Source organism: Mesorhizobium sp. CA16 (genome assembly GCF_020165175.1).
Lineage (GTDB): Bacteria > Pseudomonadota > Alphaproteobacteria > Rhizobiales > Rhizobiaceae > Mesorhizobium.
Map to the genome: position 1 here is coordinate 1 of NZ_JAIUHP010000003.1, position 24,547 is coordinate 24,547.

General features: G+C 63.9%; 27 protein-coding genes and 1 pseudogene. 18 read left to right on the plus strand and 10 right to left on the minus strand.

Going from position 1 to position 24,547, the window contains the following annotated elements:
- Nucleotides 1–204: 204 nt before the first annotated feature.
- Together LB525_RS05760 and LB525_RS05765 are read right to left on the minus strand one after the other, a co-directional pair.
- Nucleotides 205–2,340 carry an ABC transporter ATP-binding protein/permease gene (locus tag LB525_RS05760; RefSeq protein ID WP_224543901.1) on the minus strand — a complete coding sequence of 712 codons (2,136 nt, stop codon included), beginning with the start codon at nt 2,338–2,340 and terminating at the stop codon, nt 205–207.
- 109 nt (nt 2,341–2,449) lie between these two features.
- Entirely contained in the window at nt 2,450–4,432 is a 1,983-nt protein-coding gene (locus LB525_RS05765; protein WP_224543903.1) for a putative bifunctional diguanylate cyclase/phosphodiesterase, read from the minus strand.
- Between the two features lie 354 nt (nt 4,433–4,786).
- Between LB525_RS05765 and LB525_RS05770 the strand changes: the two genes are divergently transcribed.
- From LB525_RS05770 to LB525_RS05785, 4 genes are all read left to right on the plus strand, one after another.
- Nucleotides 4,787–5,935, plus strand: coding sequence for an amidohydrolase (locus LB525_RS05770; protein WP_224543904.1), 1,149 nt, complete (start codon nt 4,787–4,789; stop codon nt 5,933–5,935).
- A 41-nt stretch (nt 5,936–5,976) separates the two neighbouring features.
- Nucleotides 5,977–6,534, plus strand: a complete 558-nt coding sequence (locus LB525_RS05775; RefSeq protein WP_095768239.1) for a DNA-3-methyladenine glycosylase — start codon at nt 5,977–5,979, stop codon at nt 6,532–6,534.
- An 85-nt stretch (nt 6,535–6,619) separates the two neighbouring features.
- A complete protein-coding gene (locus tag LB525_RS05780; RefSeq protein ID WP_224543906.1) occupies nt 6,620–6,919 on the plus strand; it encodes a DUF2934 domain-containing protein in 300 nt (99 codons plus the stop codon).
- 7 nt (nt 6,920–6,926) lie between these two features.
- Nucleotides 6,927–7,106, plus strand: a complete 180-nt coding sequence (locus tag LB525_RS05785) for a hypothetical protein (protein ID WP_140847661.1) — start codon at nt 6,927–6,929, stop codon at nt 7,104–7,106.
- Nucleotides 7,107–7,158: 52 nt separating this feature from the next.
- Here the strand turns inward: LB525_RS05785 and LB525_RS05790 are convergent, their stop codons facing one another.
- Nucleotides 7,159–7,473 carry an EthD family reductase gene (locus tag LB525_RS05790; protein WP_140847663.1) on the minus strand — a complete coding sequence of 105 codons (315 nt, stop codon included), beginning with the start codon at nt 7,471–7,473 and terminating at the stop codon, nt 7,159–7,161.
- A 201-nt stretch (nt 7,474–7,674) separates the two neighbouring features.
- On the opposite strand from LB525_RS05790, the gene LB525_RS05795 reads away from it, so the two are divergent.
- Complete coding sequence (locus LB525_RS05795; protein WP_224543908.1) at nt 7,675–8,034, plus strand: hypothetical protein; 360 nt, start codon at nt 7,675–7,677, stop codon at nt 8,032–8,034.
- Between the two features lie 21 nt (nt 8,035–8,055).
- Here LB525_RS05795 and LB525_RS05800 read toward each other — a convergent pair whose 3' ends face one another.
- Nucleotides 8,056–8,667, minus strand: a complete 612-nt coding sequence (locus LB525_RS05800) for a dihydrofolate reductase family protein (protein ID WP_224543910.1) — start codon at nt 8,665–8,667, stop codon at nt 8,056–8,058.
- 1 nt (nt 8,668) lies between these two features.
- Complete coding sequence (locus LB525_RS05805) at nt 8,669–9,199, minus strand: cupin (protein WP_224543912.1); 531 nt, start codon at nt 9,197–9,199, stop codon at nt 8,669–8,671.
- Nucleotides 9,200–9,279: 80 nt separating this feature from the next.
- Between LB525_RS05805 and LB525_RS28500 the strand changes: the two genes are divergently transcribed.
- The 9 genes and pseudogenes from LB525_RS28500 (at nt 9,280) to LB525_RS05845 (ending at nt 16,767) form a co-directional block, all read left to right on the plus strand.
- Entirely contained in the window at nt 9,280–9,408 is a 129-nt protein-coding gene (locus tag LB525_RS28500) for a hypothetical protein (RefSeq protein ID WP_263492714.1), read from the plus strand.
- A gap of 124 nt (nt 9,409–9,532) precedes the next feature.
- The gene (locus tag LB525_RS05810; RefSeq protein ID WP_224543914.1) at nt 9,533–10,111 is read left to right on the plus strand and encodes a TetR/AcrR family transcriptional regulator; all 579 of its coding nucleotides are present in this window, start codon (nt 9,533–9,535) and stop codon (nt 10,109–10,111) included.
- A gap of 38 nt (nt 10,112–10,149) precedes the next feature.
- Entirely contained in the window at nt 10,150–11,448 is a 1,299-nt protein-coding gene (fabF, locus tag LB525_RS05815; protein ID WP_224543917.1) for a beta-ketoacyl-ACP synthase II, read from the plus strand.
- Nucleotides 11,449–11,505: 57 nt separating this feature from the next.
- On the plus strand, nt 11,506–12,321 hold the full coding sequence (locus LB525_RS05820; protein ID WP_224543919.1) for an oxidoreductase: 816 nt from the start codon (nt 11,506–11,508) through the stop codon (nt 12,319–12,321).
- 161 nt (nt 12,322–12,482) lie between these two features.
- Nucleotides 12,483–12,602: pseudogene (locus LB525_RS28670) on the plus strand (sulfotransferase); the annotation flags it as partial.
- A 52-nt stretch (nt 12,603–12,654) separates the two neighbouring features.
- Nucleotides 12,655–13,194, plus strand: coding sequence for a sulfotransferase (locus LB525_RS05830; protein ID WP_224543920.1), 540 nt, complete (start codon nt 12,655–12,657; stop codon nt 13,192–13,194).
- 423 nt (nt 13,195–13,617) lie between these two features.
- On the plus strand, nt 13,618–14,445 hold the full coding sequence (locus tag LB525_RS05835) for a transporter substrate-binding domain-containing protein (RefSeq protein ID WP_224543921.1): 828 nt from the start codon (nt 13,618–13,620) through the stop codon (nt 14,443–14,445).
- Nucleotides 14,446–14,495: 50 nt separating this feature from the next.
- Nucleotides 14,496–15,776 (plus strand): NAD(P)/FAD-dependent oxidoreductase, encoded by a 1,281-nt coding sequence (locus LB525_RS05840; RefSeq protein WP_224543922.1) that lies wholly within the window; start codon nt 14,496–14,498, stop codon nt 15,774–15,776.
- Nucleotides 15,777–15,795: 19 nt separating this feature from the next.
- On the plus strand, nt 15,796–16,767 hold the full coding sequence (locus tag LB525_RS05845) for an amino acid ABC transporter permease (protein WP_224543923.1): 972 nt from the start codon (nt 15,796–15,798) through the stop codon (nt 16,765–16,767).
- 3 nt (nt 16,768–16,770) lie between these two features.
- On the opposite strand, the gene LB525_RS05850 is transcribed toward LB525_RS05845, so the two are convergent.
- Nucleotides 16,771–17,583: a PfkB family carbohydrate kinase gene (locus tag LB525_RS05850; protein ID WP_224543924.1), complete on the minus strand. Its 813-nt coding sequence runs from the start codon at nt 17,581–17,583 to the stop codon at nt 16,771–16,773.
- Between the two features lie 40 nt (nt 17,584–17,623).
- On the minus strand, nt 17,624–18,637 hold the full coding sequence (locus tag LB525_RS05855; protein WP_224543925.1) for an SIS domain-containing protein: 1,014 nt from the start codon (nt 18,635–18,637) through the stop codon (nt 17,624–17,626).
- A gap of 185 nt (nt 18,638–18,822) precedes the next feature.
- Between LB525_RS05855 and LB525_RS05860 the strand changes: the two genes are divergently transcribed.
- Complete coding sequence (locus LB525_RS05860; RefSeq protein WP_224524681.1) at nt 18,823–19,554, plus strand: GntR family transcriptional regulator; 732 nt, start codon at nt 18,823–18,825, stop codon at nt 19,552–19,554.
- Nucleotides 19,555–19,612: 58 nt separating this feature from the next.
- Here the strand turns inward: LB525_RS05860 and LB525_RS05865 are convergent, their stop codons facing one another.
- The 3 genes from LB525_RS05865 to LB525_RS05875 all read right to left on the minus strand — a co-directional run bounded on the left by LB525_RS05865 (nt 19,613) and on the right by LB525_RS05875 (nt 21,351).
- The gene (locus LB525_RS05865; RefSeq protein ID WP_224543928.1) at nt 19,613–19,945 is read right to left on the minus strand and encodes a hypothetical protein; all 333 of its coding nucleotides are present in this window, start codon (nt 19,943–19,945) and stop codon (nt 19,613–19,615) included.
- 163 nt (nt 19,946–20,108) lie between these two features.
- Nucleotides 20,109–20,855 carry an SDR family oxidoreductase gene (locus tag LB525_RS05870; protein WP_224543929.1) on the minus strand — a complete coding sequence of 249 codons (747 nt, stop codon included), beginning with the start codon at nt 20,853–20,855 and terminating at the stop codon, nt 20,109–20,111.
- Between the two features lie 34 nt (nt 20,856–20,889).
- Complete coding sequence (locus LB525_RS05875; RefSeq protein ID WP_224543930.1) at nt 20,890–21,351, minus strand: VOC family protein; 462 nt, start codon at nt 21,349–21,351, stop codon at nt 20,890–20,892.
- A gap of 136 nt (nt 21,352–21,487) precedes the next feature.
- On the opposite strand from LB525_RS05875, the gene LB525_RS05880 reads away from it, so the two are divergent.
- The 3 genes from LB525_RS05880 to LB525_RS05890 all read left to right on the plus strand — a co-directional run bounded on the left by LB525_RS05880 (nt 21,488) and on the right by LB525_RS05890 (nt 24,428).
- Complete coding sequence (locus LB525_RS05880) at nt 21,488–22,375, plus strand: transcriptional regulator GcvA (RefSeq protein ID WP_140847704.1); 888 nt, start codon at nt 21,488–21,490, stop codon at nt 22,373–22,375.
- A gap of 511 nt (nt 22,376–22,886) precedes the next feature.
- Entirely contained in the window at nt 22,887–23,114 is a 228-nt protein-coding gene (locus tag LB525_RS05885) for a hypothetical protein (RefSeq protein ID WP_095768463.1), read from the plus strand.
- Between the two features lie 315 nt (nt 23,115–23,429).
- Entirely contained in the window at nt 23,430–24,428 is a 999-nt protein-coding gene (locus LB525_RS05890) for a L,D-transpeptidase (protein WP_224543931.1), read from the plus strand.
- Nucleotides 24,429–24,547 lie beyond the last annotated feature (119 nt).

Below are 24,547 nucleotides of genomic sequence, written 5' to 3' on the forward strand. Positions count from 1 at the left end.
AGGGGGGAAAGGTGGCGCTGCGAAGCAGCGACGGATTGGGGGAACCACCTGGCAATCAAGCCTCGGCCTGATCAGTCACGCAGTCACAGAAGATGTGTGCATAGCGTAGCCCACTTTGTGGGGCGAGGAACCCTGGCTTGCGAAGGCCGCGCGCTTGGCGATTGGGGGAGCGCCGCCGGCGATTACTCACGACGTCAGAGTGCCCTACCCCTTATCGCCGCCGCTGCCCCACAGCGCGCGCTGCAGCAGGCCCGGCGCGCGCTTCTTCGGCGCGAGCTCGACATCGCTCACCAGCCGCGCCCCGCCCTCGCGCCTCTCCAGCGTGATCTTTCGCGTGTGGAAGGCTTCCAGCTCGGCGCGGTGGGCGACGCTGATGATGGTGACCTGGGGCAGCACCTTGATCACCGTCCGCATCATCTTGTCCTGGCTCTTCTCGTCCAACGCCGAGGTCGCCTCGTCGAGCACCACGATGTCCGGCGCGTGCAGCAACAGGCGGGCAAAGGCGAGACGCTGCTTCTCGCCGCCCGACAGCGTCTGGTCCCAAGGCGCCTCTTCCTCCAGCCGGCTCTTCAGATAACCGAGGCCCACCTTGTCGAGGGCCGCATTGATCTCTTTCGTCTTCCAGTTCTCGGCGGGGGCGGGATAGGCGGTGGCGCGGCGCAGCGTGCCGGACGGGATGTAGGGGCGCTGCGGCAGCATGAAGAGGCGCTTGCCCGGGTGGAAATCGACGCTGCCGCTGCCCCAGGGCCAGAGGCCGGCGATGGCGCGCACCAGCGTCGACTTGCCCGAACCGGATTCGCCCGAGACCAGCACGCGCTCGCCAGGCGCGATCTCCACCTCGGTTTCCTTGACCACGGCGGTGCCGTCATCGAGCGTCACGGAAACATTGTTGAGGCTGAGCATCGCGCCGTCTGCGGTCTCGCCGCGCTGGATGCGGCCCAGCTTGTCGTTCTCCTCGGCGCGCTCCAGCCCGTCCAGCGACATCATCAGCGAGGCGATGCGGTGGGCCGAGGCGTTCCAGTCGGCCAGGCGCGGATAATTGTCGACCAGCCAGCCGAAGGCGCCCTGCACGATGGCGAAGGCGGAGGCCGCCTGCATCACCTGGCCCAGCGTCATCGAGCCGTCGAGGAATTTCGGCGCGCACAGAAGCACCGGCACCACCGGCGCGAACAGGCTGGAGCCTTGCGAGACCAGTGCCGTGCGCATGTGCTGGCCGGTGAGCCGCGCCCAGCGGCCGAGCACGCCGGCGAAGGTGCGGTCGATGCCGGCATTCTCCTCCTCCTCGCCGCCCAGCAGCGCGATGCTTTCGCCATTCTCGCGCACGCGCGTCAGCACGTAGCGGAACTCGGCCTCGGCCTGGTTCTTGTCCTCGGAAAGCTGGACGAAACGGCGGCCGATGGCGAACATCGAGGTCGAGGTGATCGCCGCGTAGATGACCGCGGTGACGACGAGGAAGCCGGGCACGGTGATGGTGGAACCGCCCAGCGAAAAGCTCAGCGCGCCGCCGATCGTCCACAGCACCACGATGAAGGTCGAGGCCGACAGGAAGGCGTTGAGCACGCCGGCGATGAAGTCGACCGGCGATTCGGTGGCGATGCGCAGATCCTCGGTCAGGCGGGCCTCCGGGTTGGCATGGTCGCCCTTGACGAGGTTGAGCTGGTAGTAGCGGCCGCTGGCCAGCCAGCGCTGGATGACGGCCGTGGTCAGCCAGGAGCGCCAGCGGCGCTGCATGGTCATGCGCAGGTACACTTGCGCGACCACCAGGCTGATGCTGCCGGCGACCAGCGGCAGGAAGACGGCGCTCAACCAGTAGACGGTGTGCGCGTCGCGCAGCTCGATGGCGTCGAAGATCGCGCGGTTCCAGCGGTTGATGCCGTATTGGAAGCCGACATTGACGCAGATCAGCGTGAGCAGCCCGATCGTCAGCGGCCAGGCAAGCCTGTCGCCGCGCAAACCCCAATAGCCGCGCCCGCTGATCCAGAAGCGCCGCAGCAGATATCTCTTGCGCGCCCGCACGGCCTCCTCGGGCGAAAGCTCGGGATCCGGCTCGATCGCCTCGGGCGGCGGCGACCCGGCATGGCCGATGGCTTCCGGCGCGGCGTCGGCGGATGCCTTTTCTTCGGCCTCGCCGGCCTGCGGCTTGCGTTGCTGTGCCTTGTCGCCTTTCAGCCGGTCTTCGTGCGGTGTGTCCTCCCGCGCCCTCTCGGCGCGCGACTTAGCGGCGCCACGCGGTTCCGACTGGCGCGGCTTGTCCTGGCGCGGCGGCGCCGAACGCGGCTTGCTTGCACCGCGCTGCGTGGCGCTGTCGGCCGGTTTCGGTTTGTGCTTGGCCGGGGACATCGCGCCACAACGGCCCAAAAATCAAAAGGTTTCACGCGGGCCGCGGCTACCCTGTCCTTCCGACGCCGGTTGCCCGCCAAGTCAATGAATTGCCCTTGGCGGTGGCCAATCAGGCGGCGCTGCCGCTCTTGGGCGTGCGCCGTGGCTCGAAAAGGGCCTCGGTGGCGGAACTACCGGTCGCGTCGAAGGCGAGCGCATCGCCCAGGGGGAGCGCGGCCGAGAAAAGATAGCCTTGCCCAATCACGCAGCCCAGCGAGCGCAGGATCATACGGTCGGCGTCGGTCTCGACCCCCTCGGCCATCACCTCGATGCCCAGCGTCCGGCCGAGGCCGATCACCGCCTCGACCACGGCCTGGTCCTCGAGGGATTTCGCCAGGTCGCGCACGAAATCCTTGTCGATCTTGATCTTGCGGATGCGGCTGTCCTTGAGTGAAACCAGGGTCGAGAAGCCAGTGCCGAAATCGTCGAGCACGATCGATATGCCCGCATCCGCCAGGCGCCCGACCTTTTCGTCGACCCGGTCGCGGTCGACCGGCGCCTCCTCGGTGATCTCGATCTCGAGCATCGCGGCAGGCACGTCCTTGGCCTTCAGGCCGTCGAGGATCATGTCGTCGACATTGCCGGCCTCGAGCTCGCGCGGCGAGAGGTTCATCGCGACGCGAACATCGCGGCGCCCATGCTTCACGAGCTCTGCGATGATGGCGCAGCAATTGAAGAATACCGTCTCGGTCAGAAGCGAAAGCAGCCCGGTTTCGCGCGCGGCAGTGACGATCTCGGGTGGCGAGATGGCGCCATGGACATCATGGTGCCAGCGCAGCAGCGCCTCGAAACCGACCACCGCGTTGGTATCGAGCCGCACCAAAGGCTGGAACCAGGAGCAGAGCGTGCCGGTTTCGATGGCGCCGCGCAGGTCGCGCTCGATGCAATTCTTGCGTTCCAGCGCGGCGTCCAGCCCGGCGTCGAAGAGACAATATTCGTTCCTACCGCCGCGCTTGGCGGCATAGAGCGCGAAATCCGCCTTGAGCAGCATCTCGGTCAGTCGCGGCTTTTCCGATTGGTAGATGCCGATCGAGGCGCCGACGCGCACCGAATTCAACTCCGGATCCGGATTGGCGATGGCTGTGATGATGGCGGATGCAAGCTCGCCGGCCGCTTGCTGCGACCTGCCGGCGGAGAAAAGCAGCACGAACTCGTCGCCGCCGATGCGCGCGATCGTGGCACCTTGCGGAGCGTGGTCCTCGATCCGGCGCGCCACCCTGACCAAAAGGTCGTCGCCGATGTTGTGGCCATAGGTGTCGTTGACGGATTTGAAGCCATCGAGGTCGATCAGCATGGCCACGAACGGGCCGTCGGAGAGCCCGAGCTTGGCAATCGCCTGCTCCAGCCCATAGCGGTTGAGCAGATTCGTCAGCGGGTCGCGCCTGGAGTTGCGCTCCATCTCGGCGGCGAACTCGCGCGCTTCGTATTTGAGCCGGCTCGTCTCGCGGAAGCGGAATTGCCCGAGCAGCGCGCTCCTGACCATGCCGCCAAGGAAAAGCAGCACGGTGAAGGCGAGCACGTAATTTTCAACGCCGCCCTTTGCAAGCACGCAGCCGGCGGCGGTGAGGAGCGGCAGGATAATGAAATTGATCGAAGCCGGCGCGTAGGAGGTGCCGTAGGTGACCGAACCGGCCGAAGTGCCGGCGAGCACGATCAGATAGAGCGGCGCCTGGCTGGTCGTGTATCCGTCGCTCAGCAGCGCCAGAAAAGACCAGGCGACGCCCGAGGCAAGCGCCATCAGGCCATAAAGCGAAAGCCGGGCGCCCACCGCCCTCGGGTTGTCGCCGGCGGTTTCCGATTGGGTGACGGCAAGCGCCACGCGCGCGCCGTTGATCAAGGCGATCGCCACGAACCACAGCACCGCGGCAAGGCCGCCGCCCGACAAGAGCTGCACCGCCAGGATCAAGGCCGAGAGCACCGTGCCGATCGGCATCGAGATGAAGACGCCCTTGCTCAGATCCGCAAGCTGGTCGCGCAGGATGCCGGCTTCCACGGCTTCGCTCCTTCCCTCGGAAGAGGGACCCGACACCAGCCGCTCGTCATGCCTTTTCATGTCTCTAATGGGTAGGCGAGCGGAATGAAAATCGTGTTAAGGATTTCAGCGGTTTACGTGGCATTTCTTGATTGAGTCTGGCCGATGCCGGGAGCTAAATAAAGCCGCGCGACGGCTCCCTATCAAGACGGGACCATCGGGCAACGGTTCTGAACTTTTGCGGAGCGTTGCGGGTGGACAGGACGAGCGTCGCCTTCGTCCGATCAGCCGCGACCTGCCGCAGGTGAAGGCGGGGGAGATAGCGGCATTGATTTCGCGGAGGCCGATGGCCTATCCGAATTGATCGGCATGGCACGGCGCGAGAAAAAACATATCGTGTTTGTGTGACCTGAAAAACCCATCGGAGCCCCACCCATGACCCTGACCAATCGAGACATCGTCGAGCTCACCGAATGGCGGCGCAAGCTGCACCGGCAGCCGGAAATCTCGAATGAGGAGGAAAGGACCGCGAAGGAGGTGGTGAGTTTCCTCGCCGATACCGGGCCGGACAAGGTGCTGACCGGACTCGGCGGCCACGGCGTCGCGGCGGTCTATGACAGCGGACAGGTCGGACCGACGGTGCTGTTCCGCTCGGAGCTCGACGCGCTGCCGATCGCGGAGCTTTCGGGCGTCGCCCATGCCTCCGAGGTGCCGGGCAAGTCGCATATGTGCGGCCATGACGGGCACACCGCGATCCTGGCCGCGCTCGGTCGCCAATTCGGACGCGAAAGACCGGCGCGCGGCCGCGTCGTCTTGATGTTCCAGCCGGCCGAGGAAACCGGCAACGGCGCGGCCGGGGTCGTCGCCGATCCGCGCTTTGGCGAGATCCAGCCAGATTTTGCGTTTTCGCTGCACAACCTGCCCGGCGTGCCGTTCGGCGAGGTGCGGCTGAAGGCCGGCACCGTCAACTGCGCCTCGCGCGGCATGCGCTTCATGCTCGAGGGCAAGACCGCGCATTCCTCGATGCCGGAAACTGGCATCTCGCCGATGCCGGCGGTGAGCGAGCTGATGCCGGCGCTGCCCGCGCTCGGGCGCGGGACCTTCACTGACGAGGATTTCGGCATGGTGACCGTCACCCATTGCGCGATGGGCGAAGCCGTGTTCGGCATTGCGCCCGGCTATGCCGAAGTGTGGGCGACGCTGCGCACCCGCCGCGACGAGCGCATGGCCGAGCAGGTCGCCGCGGCGGAGGCGCTCGCGGCAAAGATCGCCGCGAAGCACGGCCTTGCCGTGCGTTTCGACTATCACGAGATCTTCGTCGCCAGCGTCAATGCGCCGGACGCGGTGGAGCATCTCAAGCGCGCGCTCGACGAGGAAGGCATTGCACGCAGCGAAGAGGCGCTGCCGATGCGCGCCTCGGAGGATTTCGGTATTTTCGGCCACAATGCGAGGTCGGCGATGTTCTTCCTCGGCGCCGGCGAAAGGCACCCTTCCCTGCACAACCCCGACTATGATTTCCCGGATGATCTTATCCCGATCGGCTCGCGGATCTTCATGCGCGCGGCGCGCAATCTTTTGGGCTGAGCGGACGGCGATGATGAGCTGTCCGAACGACGCCGATCGCCATGCCGCCTAGTGTCGGGCCCGATTTCTTCGCCCGCGACGCGGTTATCGTCGCGCGCGCCCTGATCGGCGCCAGGCTTGGGCTCGCCGGCGTCGGCGGGATCATCGTCGAGACCGAGGCTTACCGGCCCGACGACCCCGCATCGCACAGCTTTCGCGGCCGCACGCCGCGCAACGCACCGATGTATGGCGTGCCCGGCGACGCCTATGTCTATCGTTCCTATGGGCTGCATTGGTGCCTGAACGCGGTGTGCCTGCCGGGCAGCGCCGTGCTGATCCGGGCGATCCAGCCGCAATCCGGCATCGCCGCGATGCGCGAGCGGCGCGGAACGGATGACGACCGGCTGCTCTGCTCCGGCCCCGGCAAGCTCTGCCAGGCGCTGGACATCGACGGTTCGCATAACGGGCTCTCGCTTACCGCGCCGCCGTTCGAGTTCGCCCGTTCCGAGGCCGACCCGGCCGCAATCCTCGCCGGTCGCCGGATCGGCCTCACCAAGGGCGTGGAAGCCGAGTGGCGCTTTGGCCTCGGCGGATCGGCCTATCTCAGCCGCAGGTTCTGAACCGCAAGCTTATCCATTCCCTGTCCCCGTCACGGATCATTCGCGGCCAGCGCGCGTTTGAAGACAGATGACGGAGGATCGGACAATGGCGACCGACAAATACGAACGCATCGAGCGCCGCGCCTATGAGATCTGGCAGCGCAGCGGCGAAGCGAATGGCCAGGACGAGGAGCACTGGCATCAGGCTTGCGAGGAAATCGAGCGCGAGGACAACGGCTTGGGCGAACAGCCGGGTGCTGCGATGCCCGGCGCGGTCACGATACCGGCCGGCAATCCGGACCGGTCGGCGGCCGAGGCGCTGGCGCGCAAGGCCTTGGCAAATCGTCCGGACAGGCCGGCCGCCGACGATCCGGCGCCGAACAAGCGCAGCCGGCGCAAAGGCTGACCCGGCCATGGTCAAAAATGTCGAACAGGCATTGGACGACGCGTTGCTGGCCATGCGCATGCTGCGCAAGTCGATCGTCGATCACGGCCATCTGGAAGCGATGGCCGATCTGGATGCCGTGATGGAAACCGCGATCGCCGCGGCGGAGCAAAAACGCATCGACATCGAGCGGAAAAAGTCGACGTGAGCAGCGATGCGGCCGCGATTCTCGGCGGCCGATCGTCCTCTCTGCCGCGGGCTCAAACTTCCCTGCTGTCGAAGAGGAACATCTGGATGCCCGATTCATCGGGCGCGTAAAGCCGGCGGTCCGCGCCGGCCGCCTTTCCCTCCGGGCTTGCGAAAGCCCTCTTCATCGCTTCGAGATCGTCAAAATAAAGCGTCCCGATCAGGTAGACATCGGACGGTCCGGCCACCACCGTGATCGGCCCCTGGCTGACCTCGTATTTCCTCAGACCCGGGATCTTCTTGGCCAGCGGTATGTGCGTCTCGAAATAATGCTTGTCGAACGCCTCCGCGTCAGCCGGCTGCTTGTAGATGACGACCATTCCAGCCATTGCGGTTTTCCTTTTTTGTTGGGACGGAACCAAGGACGAAATGGTGGGCGGAAACGGAACGGGACGTTGAAAAAATCTCGGGAGCGCCGAAGGACGACGATGGCGGCTGTCCCGCCCTGCCCGTTGCTTTTCACCGCTATCTCGCTTGTGCGAAGGAGCGTTCTGTGTTCTCTCCGCCTTGAATTAGCAGGGACTCAAACGATGAGAATTGCGGTGGTCGTTGCGCTCTGCGCGGCAGCGGCGGGATGCGTGTCCTCTGCCGCCGATAATGGCGCTTCGCTGTCGCAGCAGGATCCGAAATGGGCATCGCCGGAATGCCAGCAAGCCCGCGCCGCGGCATCGGACTACGCCCAGCGCGAGAAGGACCATCCCGGCTGGGGGTTCGGCGTGCTTCTTGGCCCTTACAGCATGGGGATGGTGGCGGCGGTCAAGGAGCATGAGCACCAGCAGCGACGGCTTCTTGCCCGCCAGATGCACCTGCAATGCTCGAGCCAGCCGCTGCCGAAGGAACTCGATTTCGATCCGGCAAGCTACGCTCCGAAGAAAACGCATTATCCATAGAGGAAGGACCGCGGGTTCCGGTTACTCTGGCCGCTCCGCCGCGGCCTTGCCATCGAATGCATAAGTGAGGATCGCCACCCCCGTCGCGGTCGACACCTGGTTGGACAGCTTCAGCATCGAGGGCGCCTGCCCTGGCTCGAAAAGGCGCGAGCCTGTGCCCAGCACCAGAGGGTGGACCATCAGCACCAGCTCATCGACAAGCCCGTGCCGCATCAGCGCGCGCAGCAGCTTGCCGCTGCCGAACACAATCAGCGCCTCGTCGTGACCTTGCTTCAGCGCGCGCACCGTCTCCCCGGCATCGCCGGCAAGCAGCGCCGAATTCTCCCAGCGCGGCTCATAGCCGGCGTCATGCGAGGCGACGAACTTCCGTGCGCCGGTCAGCGCCCTGGTCATCGGACTGGCCGGCTGACGAACAGCCCAGGCTTCGTGAAGATCCTCATAAGTCGTGCGGCCGGCGAGCAACGACCAGCCGCCGGCCATGGCGCGTCCGATGACCTCCTGCATCTTCGAGTCGCTGCCTGGATTGCCCCAACCGCCGTGCGCAAAACCATTGCGTGTGTCTTCGTCGGCGCGCCCCGGCGCCTGGAAGACACCGTCCAGCGTCACATGTTCGATGGCGACGATGCTTGCCATTTCAGCCTTCGCTCCAGGCTTTCAGCAGCGGCCCGTCGCCGCCGAAGAGCGGATCCTTGTCGGGCCGGCCGACCGTCGGGATGCTGCGCAGCGCCTCGGCGTGCTGCTCCGGGCTCCGGCACAAATCATAGGTGCCGAAGGTCGGATAGGCGCCGACCACCAGAAGATCGGCCGAGCCGGACAGGCGCTGATGGCCGGTGCCGGCCGGCAGGACCGCCACGTCGCCCGCCTTCACCTCCAGCACCTTGCCCTTATCGCCGCCGAAGCGGACCTCGGCGGTGCCGCGCGCGATGCCCAGCACCTCGTGAATGCGCGAGTGATAGTGGACGAAGCCGTAGATGCCGTTGCGCCAGCTGTCGCCCCAGCCATTGGCGCCGAAAATATCCTCAAAAACGGCAGCCGGATCGCTTTCGTCCGGCAGCTGCACGGCGCCGGGATAGAAGAGCATGGGCCAGCGCGGATGATTGGGCACCAGCCCATCATCGGCGAAGCGGAAGGCGAGCGGTTCCTGTTTGTCGACAGATTGTGCCATCCTTGCGGTTTCCTGCATGGTCTTAATGGGACCTAACGGTTTCCCGCGGGTTTTGCTCCGGCCGGTCTGAGGAGGTCACAATGGCGGCATTTCGTCTTTCGGCAATCGGCCTTTTTGCATCGGCGCTTGCCTTTACCGCCGGCGCCGCCGGCAACGCCGAGACGAATGGCGGTGATCGTCGCAGCGCTTCGGCATCGAAACTGATCTAGGCCTGCCGCAGGCACATTCAGTCCGTAGCAAACCGCCGCGTGGGGCGCCACCGATTGATAGATTGCGTTCGGCTTCTAACTGAATTATAGATGTCGTACGTAATCTAAAATATGGAGGTCGACGATGCGCGTGAGCCGCATTCAGGCTGAGCAGAACCGGCAAACCGTGATCGATGTCGCAAGCCGGCTTTTTCGAGAGCACGGCTTTGACGGTATCGGCCTTAAGGATTTGATGAAGGGCGCCGGGCTGACCCAAGGCGCTTTCTATAAGCAGTTCGCATCAAAGGAGGACCTTGCGGCGCAAGCTTCCAGGCGCGCGATGGAGAGCGCTGCCGACAGATGGACGGCGGCGACCGCAGCGAATCCCAGCGATCCGCTTGGGGCGGTGATCGAGTTCTATCTCAGCATGGGCCATCGCGAGGAAAGGATGGACGGCTGCCCGGTTGCGGCGCTCGGGTCGGATGTGGCCAGACAGGGGACCGAGGTAAAAGCGTCATTCGAAGTCGGCATCAAAGCATATCTTGAAGTGCTCGGCAGGATGATTGCCAGGACTGAGAACGAGGAAACCGGTGAAAAAGCCATGGCCGTCCTCTCGACGATGGTCGGTGCGGTGGTTCTCTCGCGCGTCGTCAATGATCCCGATCTCGCCCAAGCCTTTCTGGATGCAGCGGCCGAACAGGTTCGCGACACCGTCAGCGTCTGACCGGCGCGGGCTGGCCACTCAGATCGATAGGAGAATAGATGCGACGGATTGTTGTCACGGGGATGGGCGCGGTCACGCCCCTTGCCGCAAATATCGAGGCGTCGTGGTCACGTCTCCTGGCCGGCCGCTCGGGCATTCGAAGGCTTCCTGAGGACATGGTGGAAACCCTGCCGACAAAGATCGGCGGAACGGTTCTTTCCCTGGAGGAGGATCCCGAAGCCGGTCTCGATGCGAATGCCTTCCTGGCGCCAAAGGATCAGCGCAAGATCGATCGCTTCATCCTATTCGCGCTGGCGGCGGCGGAAGAGGCGCTTGCCCAGGCGGGATGGAAGCCGGAGTCGGAAAAGGATCGGCTTCGCACCGCGACGATCATTGCTTCAGGTATCGGAGGGTTCCCCGCCATAACCGAGGCGGTGCGGACCGTCGACCAGCGCGGCGTTCGGCGTCTTTCGCCGTTCACAGTGCCGTCTTTCCTGGTGAACCTCGCCGCCGGCCACATCACGATCCGTTACGGCTTCAAGGGCCACATCGGCGCGCCGGTAACGGCATGCGCCGCCGGCATCCAGGCGATCGGCGATGCGGCGCGCATCATCCGCGCCGATGAAGCCGACATCGCCGTGTGCGGCGGCACGGAAGCGTGCATGAACGTCGTCAGCCTGGGCGGCTTCGCCGCGGCGCGCTCGCTTTCAACCTCCTTCAATCACCGTCCCGATCAGGCCTCGCGTCCGTTCGACATGACGCGGGATGGTTTCGTCATGGGCGAAGGCGCCGGCATCCTAGTCATCGAGGAATTGGGCCATGCGCTGGCGCGCGGCGCGAAACCGCTCGCCGAGGTCGTCGGCTACGGCACGACGGCGGATGCCCATCACGTCACGTCCGGTCCTGAGGATGGGGATGGCGCGCGCCGCGCGATGGAGATCGCGATTGCCCAGGCCGGCATTTCACCGCGCGAGGTCCGCCATCTCAACGCGCACGCGACCTCCACGCCGGTGGGCGATCTGGGAGAAATCGAAGCGATCAAAACCGTCTTCGGCACGGATTTCTCCATAGCCGTCAGCGGAACGAAGTCGGCGACCGGACACCTGCTCGGAGCCGCCGGCGGAATTGGCGCGATCTTCACCATCCTGGCGCTGAGGGACCAGGTGGCGCCGCCGACCCTCAATTTGAGCGTCCCCGATCCGGCCGGCGACGGAATAGACTTCGTCGCAAACCGGGCCCGGCCGATGGAGATGGACTACGCGATCGCCAACGGCTTCGGCTTCGGCGGCGTCAATGCCAGCGTGCTGTTCCGGCGCTGGGACGGGCACGGCGTAAACGGTCGAGCCGCTCGTGATTGACGCTCTTTGCTCCAGCGTTTCCTGCTTTTCCAGTCCAACCCAAAGAAAGTGATCTCCATGAACAGGACCAATCCTGGCGTCGCCATTGTCACAGGGGCATCCAGCGGAATCGGGCACGCAACGGCCAAGGCCCTGCAGAGCGCCGGCTTTCGCGTGTTCGGAACCAGCCGTCGCGCGGTCTCCAAGAAAACCGACGGTATTACCATGCTGACCTGCGACGTGACCGATGACGCGTCCGTTGCGAAGCTGGTCGATGAGGTGCTGGCCGATGCCGGGCGCATCGACGTGCTGGTCAACAATGCCGGCATCGGCCTGCTCGGCGGCGCGGAGGAATCCTCGACTGCACAGGCCCAGGCTCTGTTCGACGTGAACGTCTTCGGTGTCATCCGGATGATCAACGCGGTGCTGCCGGTCATGCGACGTCAAGGAAAGGGCAGGATCGTCAACTTGAGCTCAGTGCAGGGGTTCATCCCCGCCCCCTATTTCGCGCTTTATTCGTCGACCAAACATGCCGTTGAAGGCTATTCCGAATCGCTTGATCACGAAGTGCGGCCGTTTGGAATTCGCGTCGCATTGGTCGAGCCGGCCTATACCCGGACTTTGTTCGAAGACAATCTGGCCAGGCCGGACCAGGTGCTCGATGTCTATGATGCCGCGCGCGCCGGCATGACCACAGCCGTGCGTAAGGCGATGGAAAAAGGCGATACACCCGAAGTGGTGGCCAACACCGTTGTGGCGGCTGCGATCGATCCCGCTCCGAAGCGGCGCTATGCGGCGGGAAAGACAGCGCGCCAAGTCAGTTTCCTGCGCCGTTTCGTCCCCGCATCGGCATTCGACAAGAGCCTGCGAAAGCAGCTCGGGCTGCCGGCCTGACAACGGAGCCTTTCACTCCAGCCGCCCTGCCTCCAGGTCAAAACGCCGGCAGCAATTAGCTGTTCGTCACTGACCGCATATAAGCATTCCCTATTGCAATCCCCGGAAGAAAAAGGTTGTTTAGAATCTCCGGGGGAAACGAAATCGTGAATAGAGGCGTGGTGCGGCTTCTTCCGAAGCCCAAGGTTTCAATATTCATTTGCGGATGCGGGCATACGGGGTCAACTTTGCTCGCCCGGATACTGGCTGCGCATCCGGAAATTTTCTCTATCCGCCGCGAGACAAGCGCGTTTGTCTCAAGCGATGGGGCGCGATGGACCAAGCTAAGCGGTTTTGCTGCAGGCAGCCATTTCACGCCGCAGCGTCTGGGTCGAAAAGACCCCGAACCATATCCACTATACGAGGCAGATCATCGAGACGATCCCGGGCGCGCGCTTCATCGTCGTCACGCGCGACGGCAGGGACATCGTGGCCTCGCTCGGGCAGCGTTACGAGGGCGATTTCGACAAGGCTTTCCAAAGATGGATCGCCGACAGCAAGGCCTCGATGGAGCGTATCGAAAAGGGCGAAAGCATCCTGTGGCGTTATGAGGACTTCGTCGAATCGCCTGCGCTTTCCATCGAACGGCTATGCCGCTTCATCGGCGTGGCCTTCGATCCAGGCATTCTGAACTATCACCAGCAGCCCGTCATATGGGGGCGCGAAAAGGCGGTGCGCACGCCGCATTCCGCTCGCCGGCACGCCCAGGTGAACCAGCCGATCACCGACTATCGGGGCAGCTGGCGATCCAGCCTGCCTATGGAAGTGGCTTGCCGTTTCGATGCCGGCGAAGCGCGGGAAATCATGGGCTATTTCGGATACGCGCAAGCCTAGCGTCCGGCGGGTGTCGATCACCAGACCTAAGCGTAGTCGAGAAGCGACCTTTTGTGCTGCGACAGATCGGAAGCAACTGTCCGAGAAGCAGCAGCCTGCGCCGACGTATTGGCGAGCGCCCGCGCCTGCCATGAAATGAGCAACGTCTTCAGCATGGATTTGGGCGCGCCCAACGGGCCGGTAATCAGCAGCGAGCCTCGAGAACTGGTGGCGGCCCGACTGATCCGCGAATTCGCACAATGGCCGGCTGCCGCGGCCGATCGCATAAAAGTCCAGGAAATTCGACCAATGCCGATCCGGCCAACCCCGGGAACGCTTATCGCAGGCCAAACTCGACGATGCGCCGATAAAGACGCTTGACTCACCCTCCCCCTTACGGACAAGTTGCGTTGTCAGACATCTTACATACGAGAGGGAGGTTTCGTGAGGAGATTTATCGCTTGTTTCGCGCTGGCTGCCGGCGCGCTCGCATTTGCGTCGGCAGCGCGGGCGGGAGAAACCCTGGATCGCGTCACAACCAAGAAGGCCATGGTGGTCGCGACCAACAGCGGTTGGCCACCGCAGAGCTTTCTCGACGAGAGCAACCAGTTGGTCGGTTTCGATATCGACGTCTCGAAAGAGATCGCCAAACGGCTCGGCGTCGAGGTCAGCTTCGAGACGCCCGATTGGGCGACCATGACCGGCGGCCACTGGCAGGGCCGCTATGATCTCGGCGTCGGCTCGGTGACGCCGACCAAGGCCCGGGCGAGGGTGATCGATTTCGCCGGCATCTATTACTACAGCCCTTATGTCTATGTGGTCCACAAGGACAGCAAGGCGAAATCCGTGGACGATCTGAACGGCAAGGTGATCGGCGTCGAGACCGCCACCACGTCGGAAGATTTCATCCGCCGCCAATTGGAGATCGACGCTCCCGGCCTTCCGCCTGTCGAATACAAGCTCCAGCCTGGCGAGATCCGGACTTTCGCGGATTCCATGCTGCCCTTCGACGATTTGAGACTGGGGGACGGCGTGCGGCTCGACGCGGTCATCGCGCCCGAGCAGACCGCTCAAAACGCCATCAAGAACGGTTACCCGCTGCGCATTCTCGAGGGCGACTACGCCTTCCGCGAGCCGCTGGTGGTGATCGCCGACAAAGGCGATGCCGAGTGGACCACCAAGATCGGCGGCATCATCGACCAGATGAAGAAAGACGGCACGCTCGCCACGCTGACCACCAAGTGGTACGGCAAGAACTACAGCGCCGATTGACGCTCATCGCGGGCGGCCCCTCAAGGCCGCCTGCTCCATCAGAACCCATCATGACCTATCCCGACACCTACTATCGACGCACACTTGCCGACGAGAAGGTCAGACCACCGCTCGCGGGTCCGGCCGAATGCGACACGGTCATTGTCGGCGGCGGACTGGCCGGTCTGACGACGGCGCTGCAGCTGGCGCGCGCCGGGCAACAGGTCGTGCTGCTCGAAGCCGAGAGCATCGGCTTCGGCGCCTCGGGCCGCAACGGCGGCTTCGTCAGCCCCGGCTTCGCGACCGGCAGCGACAAGATCGCCGCGATGGCCGGCGCGGCGGCGGCACGAGAGCTGCATCGGCTGTCGATCGAAGGCGTCGATTTCGTGCGGCAGACGATCAAGGATCTCGACATCACGGCAGCGAAGCCTCGCCCCGGAATCATGGGCGTGCTGCGCCACGACGGCGGCGCCGAACTGAAGGCTCATGCAGAGAAACTGGCGCGGGATTTTGAGTATCCGCTCGAATATCTCGAGCGCGACCAGGTGCGCGCTGTGCTGCGTTCCGAGCGCTACTACCAAGGCCTGCGCGATGGCAACGCCTTCCACATGCATCCGCTGAACTATCTGCGCGCCATCGGGGCGGAGATCGAGCGGCTGGGCGGCAGGATTTACGAGGGCTCCAGCGCGATCGAGGCTAAACTCGATGGCCCGCACAAGACGCTACGCACCGCAAGCGGCGAAGTACGCGCGCGGCAAGCGGTGTTTGCCACCGGCGGCTATACAGGACCGCTGGTCGGCCGGCTGAAGCGGGCCATGTTGCCGATCGCGACCTATGTGATGCTGAGCGAGGAAGCCCCCGATCTCATCGCCGGCGCCATCGCGACGACGGATGCCGTCGGCGACAACCGCCGGGCCGGCGACTACTACCGTGTGGTGGAGGATGGAAAGCGGCTGCTCTGGGGCGGGCGCATCACCACGCGGGCCGCTTCGCCGGCGGCGCTGGCCAGGGAATTGCGCCGGGAGATGGTTGGAACCTACCCCCAGCTCGCTGCGCTCAAGACCGAACTCGCCTGGTCGGGGCTGATGGCCTACGCCCGCCACCTGATGCCCCAGATCGGGCAACTGCAGCCAGGCGCCTGGTATCTCACCGCGTTTGGCGGGCACGGCATCAACACGACGGCCATAGCCGGCAAGGTGGTCGCCGAGGCGGTACTCGGCCAATCGGACCGCCACCTTCTGTTCGCGCCGTTCGGACTGGCCTGGGCGGGCGGGCCGGTAGGGCTTGCCGCGGCGCAACTCGCCTATTGGAAGCTGCAGGCGCAAGATTGGTGGCGCGAACGAGCCCGCTAACCAGAAGGGAGATCGACAGGTGATCGGCAGACTGCTGCTCAACTATCCGGACGCCGCGCGCCGCATCGGCCTGTGCCTGGCGCTCGCCGCTTTCGCCGCGGGCCTCTACGGTCTCGGCATCAAGGCAGACTGGATCGGCAAGCTGATCCCGAGCTCGATCGAATGGCTTGCGGCCAATCCCGTGGTGGCGCGAGCCGTCTCAGCGGTGCTGATCGCGCTGATCGTGGCCGCCAACTGGAAGGCGCTGCAGCAACTCGGGCGCAAGCAGCAGATCGTGGCGGTATGGATCGAGCTGTTCGTGCTGCTGATGCTGTTCTTCTATTCCTTTGATCTGTCCTTTTCTTTCATCGCCCGGAAGATCGGTTTCCTCATCTCGCAGGGCGTGGTGACCACGCTCTACATCTCCGCCATTTCGATCGCCATCGCGACAGTCATCGCCTTCATCGGCGCCATAGCCAAGCTCTCCAAGAACGGCATCGTCTATGGCCTGGCAACGTTCTACACTTCGCTGTTCCGCGGGCTGCCGCTGCTGATGCAGATCTACATCATCTATCTCGGCCTGCCGCAGGTCGGTTATGTGATCGGGGCCGTGCCTGCCGGGATCATGGCGCTGTCGCTTTGCTACGGCGCCTATATGACCGAGATTTTCCGTGCCGGCATCGAAAGCATCCCGCGCGGCCAGACGGAAGGCGCCACCGCACTTGGCCTCAGCCCCAACCAGACGATGTTCCTGGTGATCCTGCCGCAGGCGATGCGCGTCATCGTGCCGCCGACGGGCAATCAGTTCATCGCGATGCTGAAGGATTCCTCCCTGGTCTCGGTGGTCGGGGTCTGGGAGATCATGTATCTGGCGCGCACGCAGGGCCAGACCGAGTTCCGGCATATCGAGATGCTGATCACCGCCTCGATGATCTATTGGCTGTTGTCCATCGGGCTTGAATTCCTGCAGTCCCGCATCGAGGAACGGTTCGGGCGCTCGCTCAAACGCTGAGCTTCAATGGGGCATCCCCTCCTGGGGAAAGCCGCCGAGATGGCAGCAGGCCAGAGCGGCATGATCGCGGCCGTTTTCGAGGCATTGCACCAGCGGCTTCCTCGCCAGCCAGGCATGCAGGAAACCGGCGATGAAACTGTCGCCGGCGCCGGTCGTGTCGACGACCTCGACCGGGCGGATGCCGGTCTCGGCGCGCTCGCGGGCCGTCAGCGCCATCGACCCCTCGGCACCGCGCATGACGACGGCGCAGCCTGCGCCGCGCGACAGGAGATCCGCGGCCATCGCTTCGGCCGCGTCGCGATTTTGGCCGGTCGAGCAGAAAACTATGCTCAAACGCTCCACACCGAGATCGGCGGGATCGGCGTTGACCGAGATGTCCTGCGAGACGCTGACGCCGGCCCGCGACAGGCGCCTGCGCAAGGCGCCGCCATCGTCCAGCCAGCCGATATGGACGTGATCCATCGTCCCCAGGATCGCCAGTTCGGCCTCGTCCGGCGCATAGCCGGCGCAGGCGCCGAAATCCTCGGCGGCAATCAAACGCTCGCCGGACGGCAAGACTTTGATGTCGGTCCAGGCGGTGTTGCGCTGGTCTACGCGCAGGTGCTTGACCGCCACCCGATTGGCTTCGAGCTCAGCGCGGGTGCGTTCGCCCTCGGCGTCGCGGCCGACCGCGCCGAAATAGAAGCTGTTATGGCCAAGCCGCGCGAGCTGGACGGCAACGTTGAGTGCGTTGCCGCCGACCAGCGAGCGGCCGATCGGCGCTCCGAGGCGATCGATGCAGTTGTCGCCGACGGCGGCAAATCGAAGGCTGCTCATATCCTGCGCTGCACGATCAAGCTGACGCCGAGGGCTAGGCTCAATAGGCAACGCGCTTATAGTAGCGGCGCGTCGTCAGCGGGTGGTTACGGATCACCTCGAGATGCGCGCTGACCCGTTCGAGCGCTGTCGCGAGCACGATCGGCGAAACCAGCGCGCGCACATCCGGCGAAATGCCGGGCAGTTCAAAATCGGCCGTGTCGAGCACCGTCAACTTGTCCGTATAGGCAGGCGCGAATTTCTCGACGCGATCGGCCAGCGGCCGGGCGCTGTCCTCGCCCTTGAAGAGCACGACGCTGACGTCCTTGTCTACCAGCTCCAGCGTGCCGTGGAAAAAGTCGGAGGCATGCACGGGGCGGGTCCGGATCCACTGCATCTCCTCCAGGATGCACATGCCGTAATACCAGGCCTGCGGCCAGACATTCCCGGCGCCGGTTATGATGTGATAGTCGGAGGCGGCCAGTTTTTGCGCGAAGCCGGCGGCTTCCTGTTCATAGCTCCGCTTCACCTCCAACAATAGTCGCGGCAACTGCTCCAGTTCGGCGAAAATCCGTTCGGATTCGGCGAGCTCGCCGCGATGCTTCAGCACTGCAAGCGCGATGAAGAGCGACTGGAGATAGAAGGACTCGCAGGACGTGTCGTCCTCGGCGAAGTTGACGAAGACATGGTCCCCGCCCTTGCCGAGCGGCGTCTCCCCATGTCCGACCAGTGTGATCACCGTCGCCCCGACGTCCTTGATCCGGGACAGCAATGCCACGCTCTCCTTCGTGGTGCCGGAGAGCGAGGGCAACACGACGATCGATTTGTCGGTCAGGTGCACGGATTGGACCAGCTGCAGTTCGGCGGTGATGTCGACGAAGGCCGGAAAGCCAGATCGGCGCTGCAGCAGTTGCGCCGCCGGATGCATCAGGATCGCTGCACCGCCGGTGCCGAGAAAGAAGATGTTTTGCGCCTCGGCGGCGAGGCACTGCGCCACAACGGCTTCAATGCGCTCGCGCAAGGCCACCGCCCCCGATTGGATGCGCACAAACCGGGCTTCATCGAAATTGAGCATCGTTCCCTCGATCAGTTAAGTTGTAAGACAACTGACATCTGCGGGAGCACATTTCAAGAGAAATCTTGCGGATAGGCTCGCCTGCGTTGCCTACACGACGTGCGGTCGCCACGGCATGCCTCCGCTTGACCCGGGCGCGATTGTCCGACAACAAAGGGAGAGTTGGCACAATGGGGAAGAGGGACGTGGACGAGCCGCTTCGGGATGCGCGCACATTGGCGGTTCAGCTGCGCGACCGCATGGCCGACCTCATCAGGACCGAAGGGCTCAAGCCCGGCGACCGGCTGCCAACGGAATCCCAGCTGACGCAGCGCTTCCGCATCTCGCGCCCTGCCCTGCGCGAAGCGCTGAAGCTTCTCGAACAGGACGGCATCATCTCCGTCACTCATGGTCTCGGCCGCTTCGTGACCGCGAACTCCGCCGTCCAGGTCGACCGTCCAATCACGGTGTTCGAAAGCGTGACCGACATGTCGCGCCACTATGGCTACAACACCGTCAACAAGGTTCTTTCCATCGCCGAGGAAACGCCCGATCCATTGATCCAGCAGCAATTGCGGTTAGCGGACGGAGAGCGCGTCATCCGGCTTGAACGGCTGCGGCTGCACAACGATCTGCCCCTCATCTATTCACTCGACTACGTACCGCGCAGCCTTTTGCCGGGGCGCCTTTTCGACATCGAATGGAGCGGCTCGCTGCTCGCCCTGCTGGAAAAGCACCGCCATCAGCCGCGTATGTCGGCCGCCTCCGTTGCAGCCGTAACGCTGCCCGACGAAATCGTGCAGCGCAACGACTTGCGCGACTTCGGGCCAGCCCTGCTCATTACGGAAACCTGTTTCGATGGGAGCGGAACCCCGGTCGTCCATGCCGCCGTCTATCACCGCGGCAGCCATTTCACCTTCAGCTTCGCACGAAAGTGAAAGCTCAAAGGGTGGCGATGACCAGTGTCAGGTGCCATGCAGATATCGAAGGCCGTGACTAGCGCGGGAGCAGCCGAGAGACCTTGAGCCGCGGCGCGAAGAAACAGCGCAGATAGGGCTGGTTGGTTATGACGTAATGGTTCTCGCAGATATGGTATCGGCCGTCCGGCGATTCCTGCACGCGGTCTGGCGGGATGTTGAAGCCATCGGGAAGATAGACATAGCCGCCGTCGGCCCCGGATTGCACGGCAGACTCGGGGATGGGGCGGCAATCCGTGCCGCCGCAGCATTTGAAGTTGGTTACCGGGTCGACCTTGTTTTCGTACCAGTCATGAGCATCGGCGCATGTCGCGGCGACAATCCACATGGCTGTGACGATGACCCTTCGCATGGCGTTCCTCGACGGTGCGGAGGCGCTGCTCATTCGAGCATCATCTATATTAGCGTTCCGCCGAAAACGCCATTGCTCGGCGAAGGTCTGGAAGGCGGCGCCCAGCCTTGCAGACGGCAATAGGTGAAGCCGGAACCTTCAAACCAAGGTCCGGCTCTGCCGCTCACACCAGCCTTTGCCCGCCGTCGATGTGGACGGTCTCGCCGGTCATGAACTCGTTCTGCATCAGGTAGAGATAGGCCGGCGCGATATCGGCGGGACTGGCGATCTTTCCGACCGGCAGTCGGGCACCCATCTGCTCGAAATAGCCTGATTTGGCGGCGCCGACGATCTCGTCCCACATTTCGGTATCCACCCAACCGGGCGAGACGATGTTGACGCGGGTTGGCGCAAGTTCCAGCGCCAGCGCCCGGGCAAAATAGGTGAAGGAGCCGGCGACCGCCGCGACGACCGAGCCGCCGGGGACCGGCGGACGGTCCTTGTTGATGCCGGAGGTGAAGATCATCGAGCCAGCCTTGTTCAGCGTGCGCACGGCGTGCTTGGCCAGCATCACTGCGCCGATCAGCTTGCCGTCGACAAATTGGCGCACGAAATCCATATCGGTCCCGCCGATCGGATAATTGGGCGGCGGCGTGCCGGCCGTCGCCACCAAATGATCGAAAGCGCCGGCTTGCTCGAACAAGCCGGACACCTCGGCCTCATTGGCCATGTCGGCGGCGATGCCTGTCACGCGCCCTGCCCCGCCGAGCCGCTTTTCGGCGGCCTTCAGCTTTTCGGCCGAACGGCCGGCGATCACCACCTCCGCGCCGCTTTCAAGCGCCGCTGCCGCGACGCCGAAGCCGATGCCGGAGCTGCCGCCGACGACAATGATCTTCTTTCCGTTGAGCGATGTCATGGGGAGACTGGTCATGGGTCTTCTCCGTCTTTCCGCGATGGGTTCAAAATCAGGCGCGGCCGGCGTGGGCCGCTTCGATATCGGCGAGGATGATCTTCTTCATCGAATACATCGCCTGACGCGCCCGGTCGGCCTTGGCGCGGTCGGGGTCGTTCATCAGGCGCAGCGCCGGTTCGGGAATGACCTGCCAATAGACGCCGAACTTGTCCTTCAGCCAGCCGCAGGGCTGCTCCGAGCCGCCGCCGGCGGTCAGCGCGTTCCAAAAATAATCGGTTTCGGCCTGGTCCTTGGTTTCGATGTAGAGCGAAATCCGCTCGTTGAAGGGCGGCACGCCGCCGGCGTTGAGCGCGGTAAAGCGCTGGCCTTCGAGCTCGAAATCGAAGATCGCATGCGGCTTGTCGGTGAACTCGATGGTCCGCAGCGCGCGACTGTTCTTGAAAACCGAGAGATAGAAATCTCGCGCGGCTTCGGCATCGAGGTTGAACCAGAGGAAGGGATGAACGGTGGCCATGATGTCCTCGCAGGTTTGATCTTAAGTGAGTATTGATCACAAATTCTGTGAGGATTTTTGATTGGAAGAGGCTCGATGGACAAACCAAAATTTGGCAAGTATTTGTTACCATAACTCACAAGTGGCTTTGTCCGTCATGGCCCGCAGACTGCCGCCGCTCAACGCCTTGCCGGCCTTCGAGGCCGCTGCACGGCATTTGAATTTTTCGCGGGCCGCCGACGAGCTCAACCTCACCCATGGCGCGATCAGCCGCGCGGTGAAGCATCTCGAGGATCAGCTTGGTGTGCAGCTTTTCGAGCGGGCGACACGCTCGGTGCGGCTCACTCCTGTCGGCGAGCCCTATGCGGTTGCCGTGCGCGAGGCGCTCGACCAGCTCGCGCTGGCGACGCAAACCGCGACCTCGCGCCATTCCGGCTCGACGCTCAACGTCAGCACCTCGGACGGCTTCGCCGGAAAATGGCTGGTGCCGAGGCTCTACCGCTTTCATCGCGCGCATGGCGATATCGACGTACGCGTCTCGACCACCGGGCGACTGACCAATTTCCGCGGCGACGGCATCGACGTCGCCATCCGCTACGGCGCCGGCCACTATCACGGGCTGACGTCGGAATTTCTCACCGGCGAGGAAGTCTTTCCGGTCTGCAGCCCGAAGCTTCTGGAAGGGCCGCATCCGCTCAAGCAGCCGCAGGACCTCAAGCACCACACGCTGATCCGCGACGGCTACCGCATCGACTGGGCCGCGTGGCTGGCAAGCGCCGGCGTCGAAGATGTCGACCCGAATAGCGGGCTCACTTTCGATTCAGCCACTTTCGCGGTGGAGTCGGCCGTGCAGGGCGAAGGCGTGGTGCTCGGCCGGACCATGCTCGTCTCGGCCGACCTCGCCACCGGCAGGCTGGTGCGGCCCTTCGACCATGCGCTGAAGGCGGTCTCCAGCTTCTATCTGGTCTACCCGCCGGAGGCGATCCGCCAGCGCAAGGTGAAGGCGTTTCGCGATTGGCTGTTTTCGGAGATCGAGCCGCTTTAACGGGCGAGCTCCGGGCTCGACAGCCAAAAGCCGGACGGCTTTCCGCCAACTCGATTCGCCTTGCGAAGACTGCTGGGCGGATAATGCCGCCACAGAGCGGCTAGGCAAGCAACGCCGCATTGAAACTTTCAACGGTCTTCCCAGTTCGGTTGGAAGGAGGATCTTTGATATGACTGAACCCGGTGAAGGAAGTTCCCACGGTCGAATTGACGACAAGCAGCTCGTCATTCTGCTGAAAGAGAAAACCGGCATCTCGGAGGCTCAAGCCAGAAGGCTGATAAAGGCCGTTGGGCGCGACCGACCGTCGCTTCTGCGAGAAGCACGCATCATAAGGGCGCGTGTTCAGACGTCCACCTCAAGTCGCGTGTGACCGGCTGAATGCGGCGGATGCCTGCCGGATCTGGCGGCGGCATTTCGCGACCGGCTGCTTCGAAGATCGACCCGGCTGAAGCAAAGCTCGCCGGAAATTCCCTGCTTGCGAAGACGTGCTTGTTGCGCGATGCTCCGCAAAATGGCTGGCGAATATCTGGACCACAAACTGGAATGCCCGTTTTGCGGCACCATTCGTCTGCAGATCCCGGCCGATGCCCAGCCAGCGACACCGATCCATTGCGCCGAGTGCGGCGCATATCTCGGCACGTGGGACGAGCTTCAAACCGACTTCGAGCAGCAAGGCGGTACCGACGGCGTGTTCCGGCTGGATAAGGGACGTATCCAGAAGCTTAATTCCAGCCGATGATTAGCCGCAGCTGACGCAGCCGTCCGGGCTCAGAAAAGCGCGCAACAGGGCAACCGACGGCATGGGCGGGGGGGGGTGTTGGGGAGCCGCCGGTTACCAGGACAAGGGGCCATGGAATAAGAAAATGCGCAGGCCCTGAGACCATAATGCCAGTTCTCTGCATTCATGGGAACTGGTTTCCAGCTTAAAATTCAAACATATATGGGAGAAAGCGCACACTCGTGATGATCTTCGTGCGGCTCCTCGCGACAGGAACCACATCGGCCGTGCCGCGTCATAGAGACAGGCTCTTGCCGCGATCCTGGAGTGACGTCGATGATCAGGCTGCTTGTTATCGCTGGATTGGCGCTGGTGCTCGCGTGCGGCGGGACGCTGGCAGCCAAGCTCGACCTCGCCGCTGTCAACCAGGCGCAATTCAGCGAGGGCGCGCCGAAGGGCGTCGATCCGATGGTGCTCAGAGCGCAGATCCTTCTCGATCGCGCCCGCTTCTCCCCCGGCCTGATCGACGGCCGCCTTTCCGACAATTTCTCCAAGGGCGTCGCAGCTTTCCAGGCGGCCAACGGACTGCCCTCCGACGGCAAGCTCACCCGCGAGACTTGGGACAAGCTCGCGGCGACTTTCGCCGGGCCGGTGCTGACAAACTACGAGGTCACGGCCAAGGATGTGCGCGGGCCGTTCACCAGGCGCATTCCCGCCCGCATGGAGCGGATGGCGCGTCTGAAGCGGCTCGGCTATCGCAATGCGCGGGAAAAACTGGCGGAGCGCTTCCATGTCAGCGAACAGTTGCTGAGGCTGCTCAATCCCAAAGCCGGTTTCAGGAAGGCCGACACCACGTTGGTGGTGCCCGATGTCGGCCGTGGCGATCCTCCCGCGGCCGTCGCCAGCGTCGAGGTCGACAAGGGCGCCCGCCAGGTGCGCGCGCTCGATGCTTCGGGCAAAGCGCTCGCGGTCTATCCTGCCTCGATCGGCAGCGAGGAAAAGCCGGCGCCGAGCGGCACGGCCGAGGTCAAGCGCGTGGTGCACAATCCGACCTATCGCTACAACCCGAAATTCGCCTTCAAGGGGGTGAAGAGCAAGCGGCCCTTCACCATCGCCAAGGGGCCGAACAATCCGGTCGGATCGGTGTGGATCGATCTCTCGATCGAGAGCTACGGCATCCACGGCACGCCTGATCCGGGCAAGATCGGCACCACCTACTCGCATGGCTGCATCCGGCTGACCAACTGGGACGCCGAGGATCTCGCCGCCATGGTCAAGCCGGGCACCAAAGTCGACTTCAAGGACGAGACGGCGCAGGACGGGCAAGTGCAGTGAGATGCCGGCGGGTCGCGATCCGCCAATCGCGGATCGCTGCATAAGCCCAATTTATCGTCATCCTCAGTTTTTCAGAACGTTACACCGCCTTGCCTCGCCTGTAGCTTCGACGGCGCGCT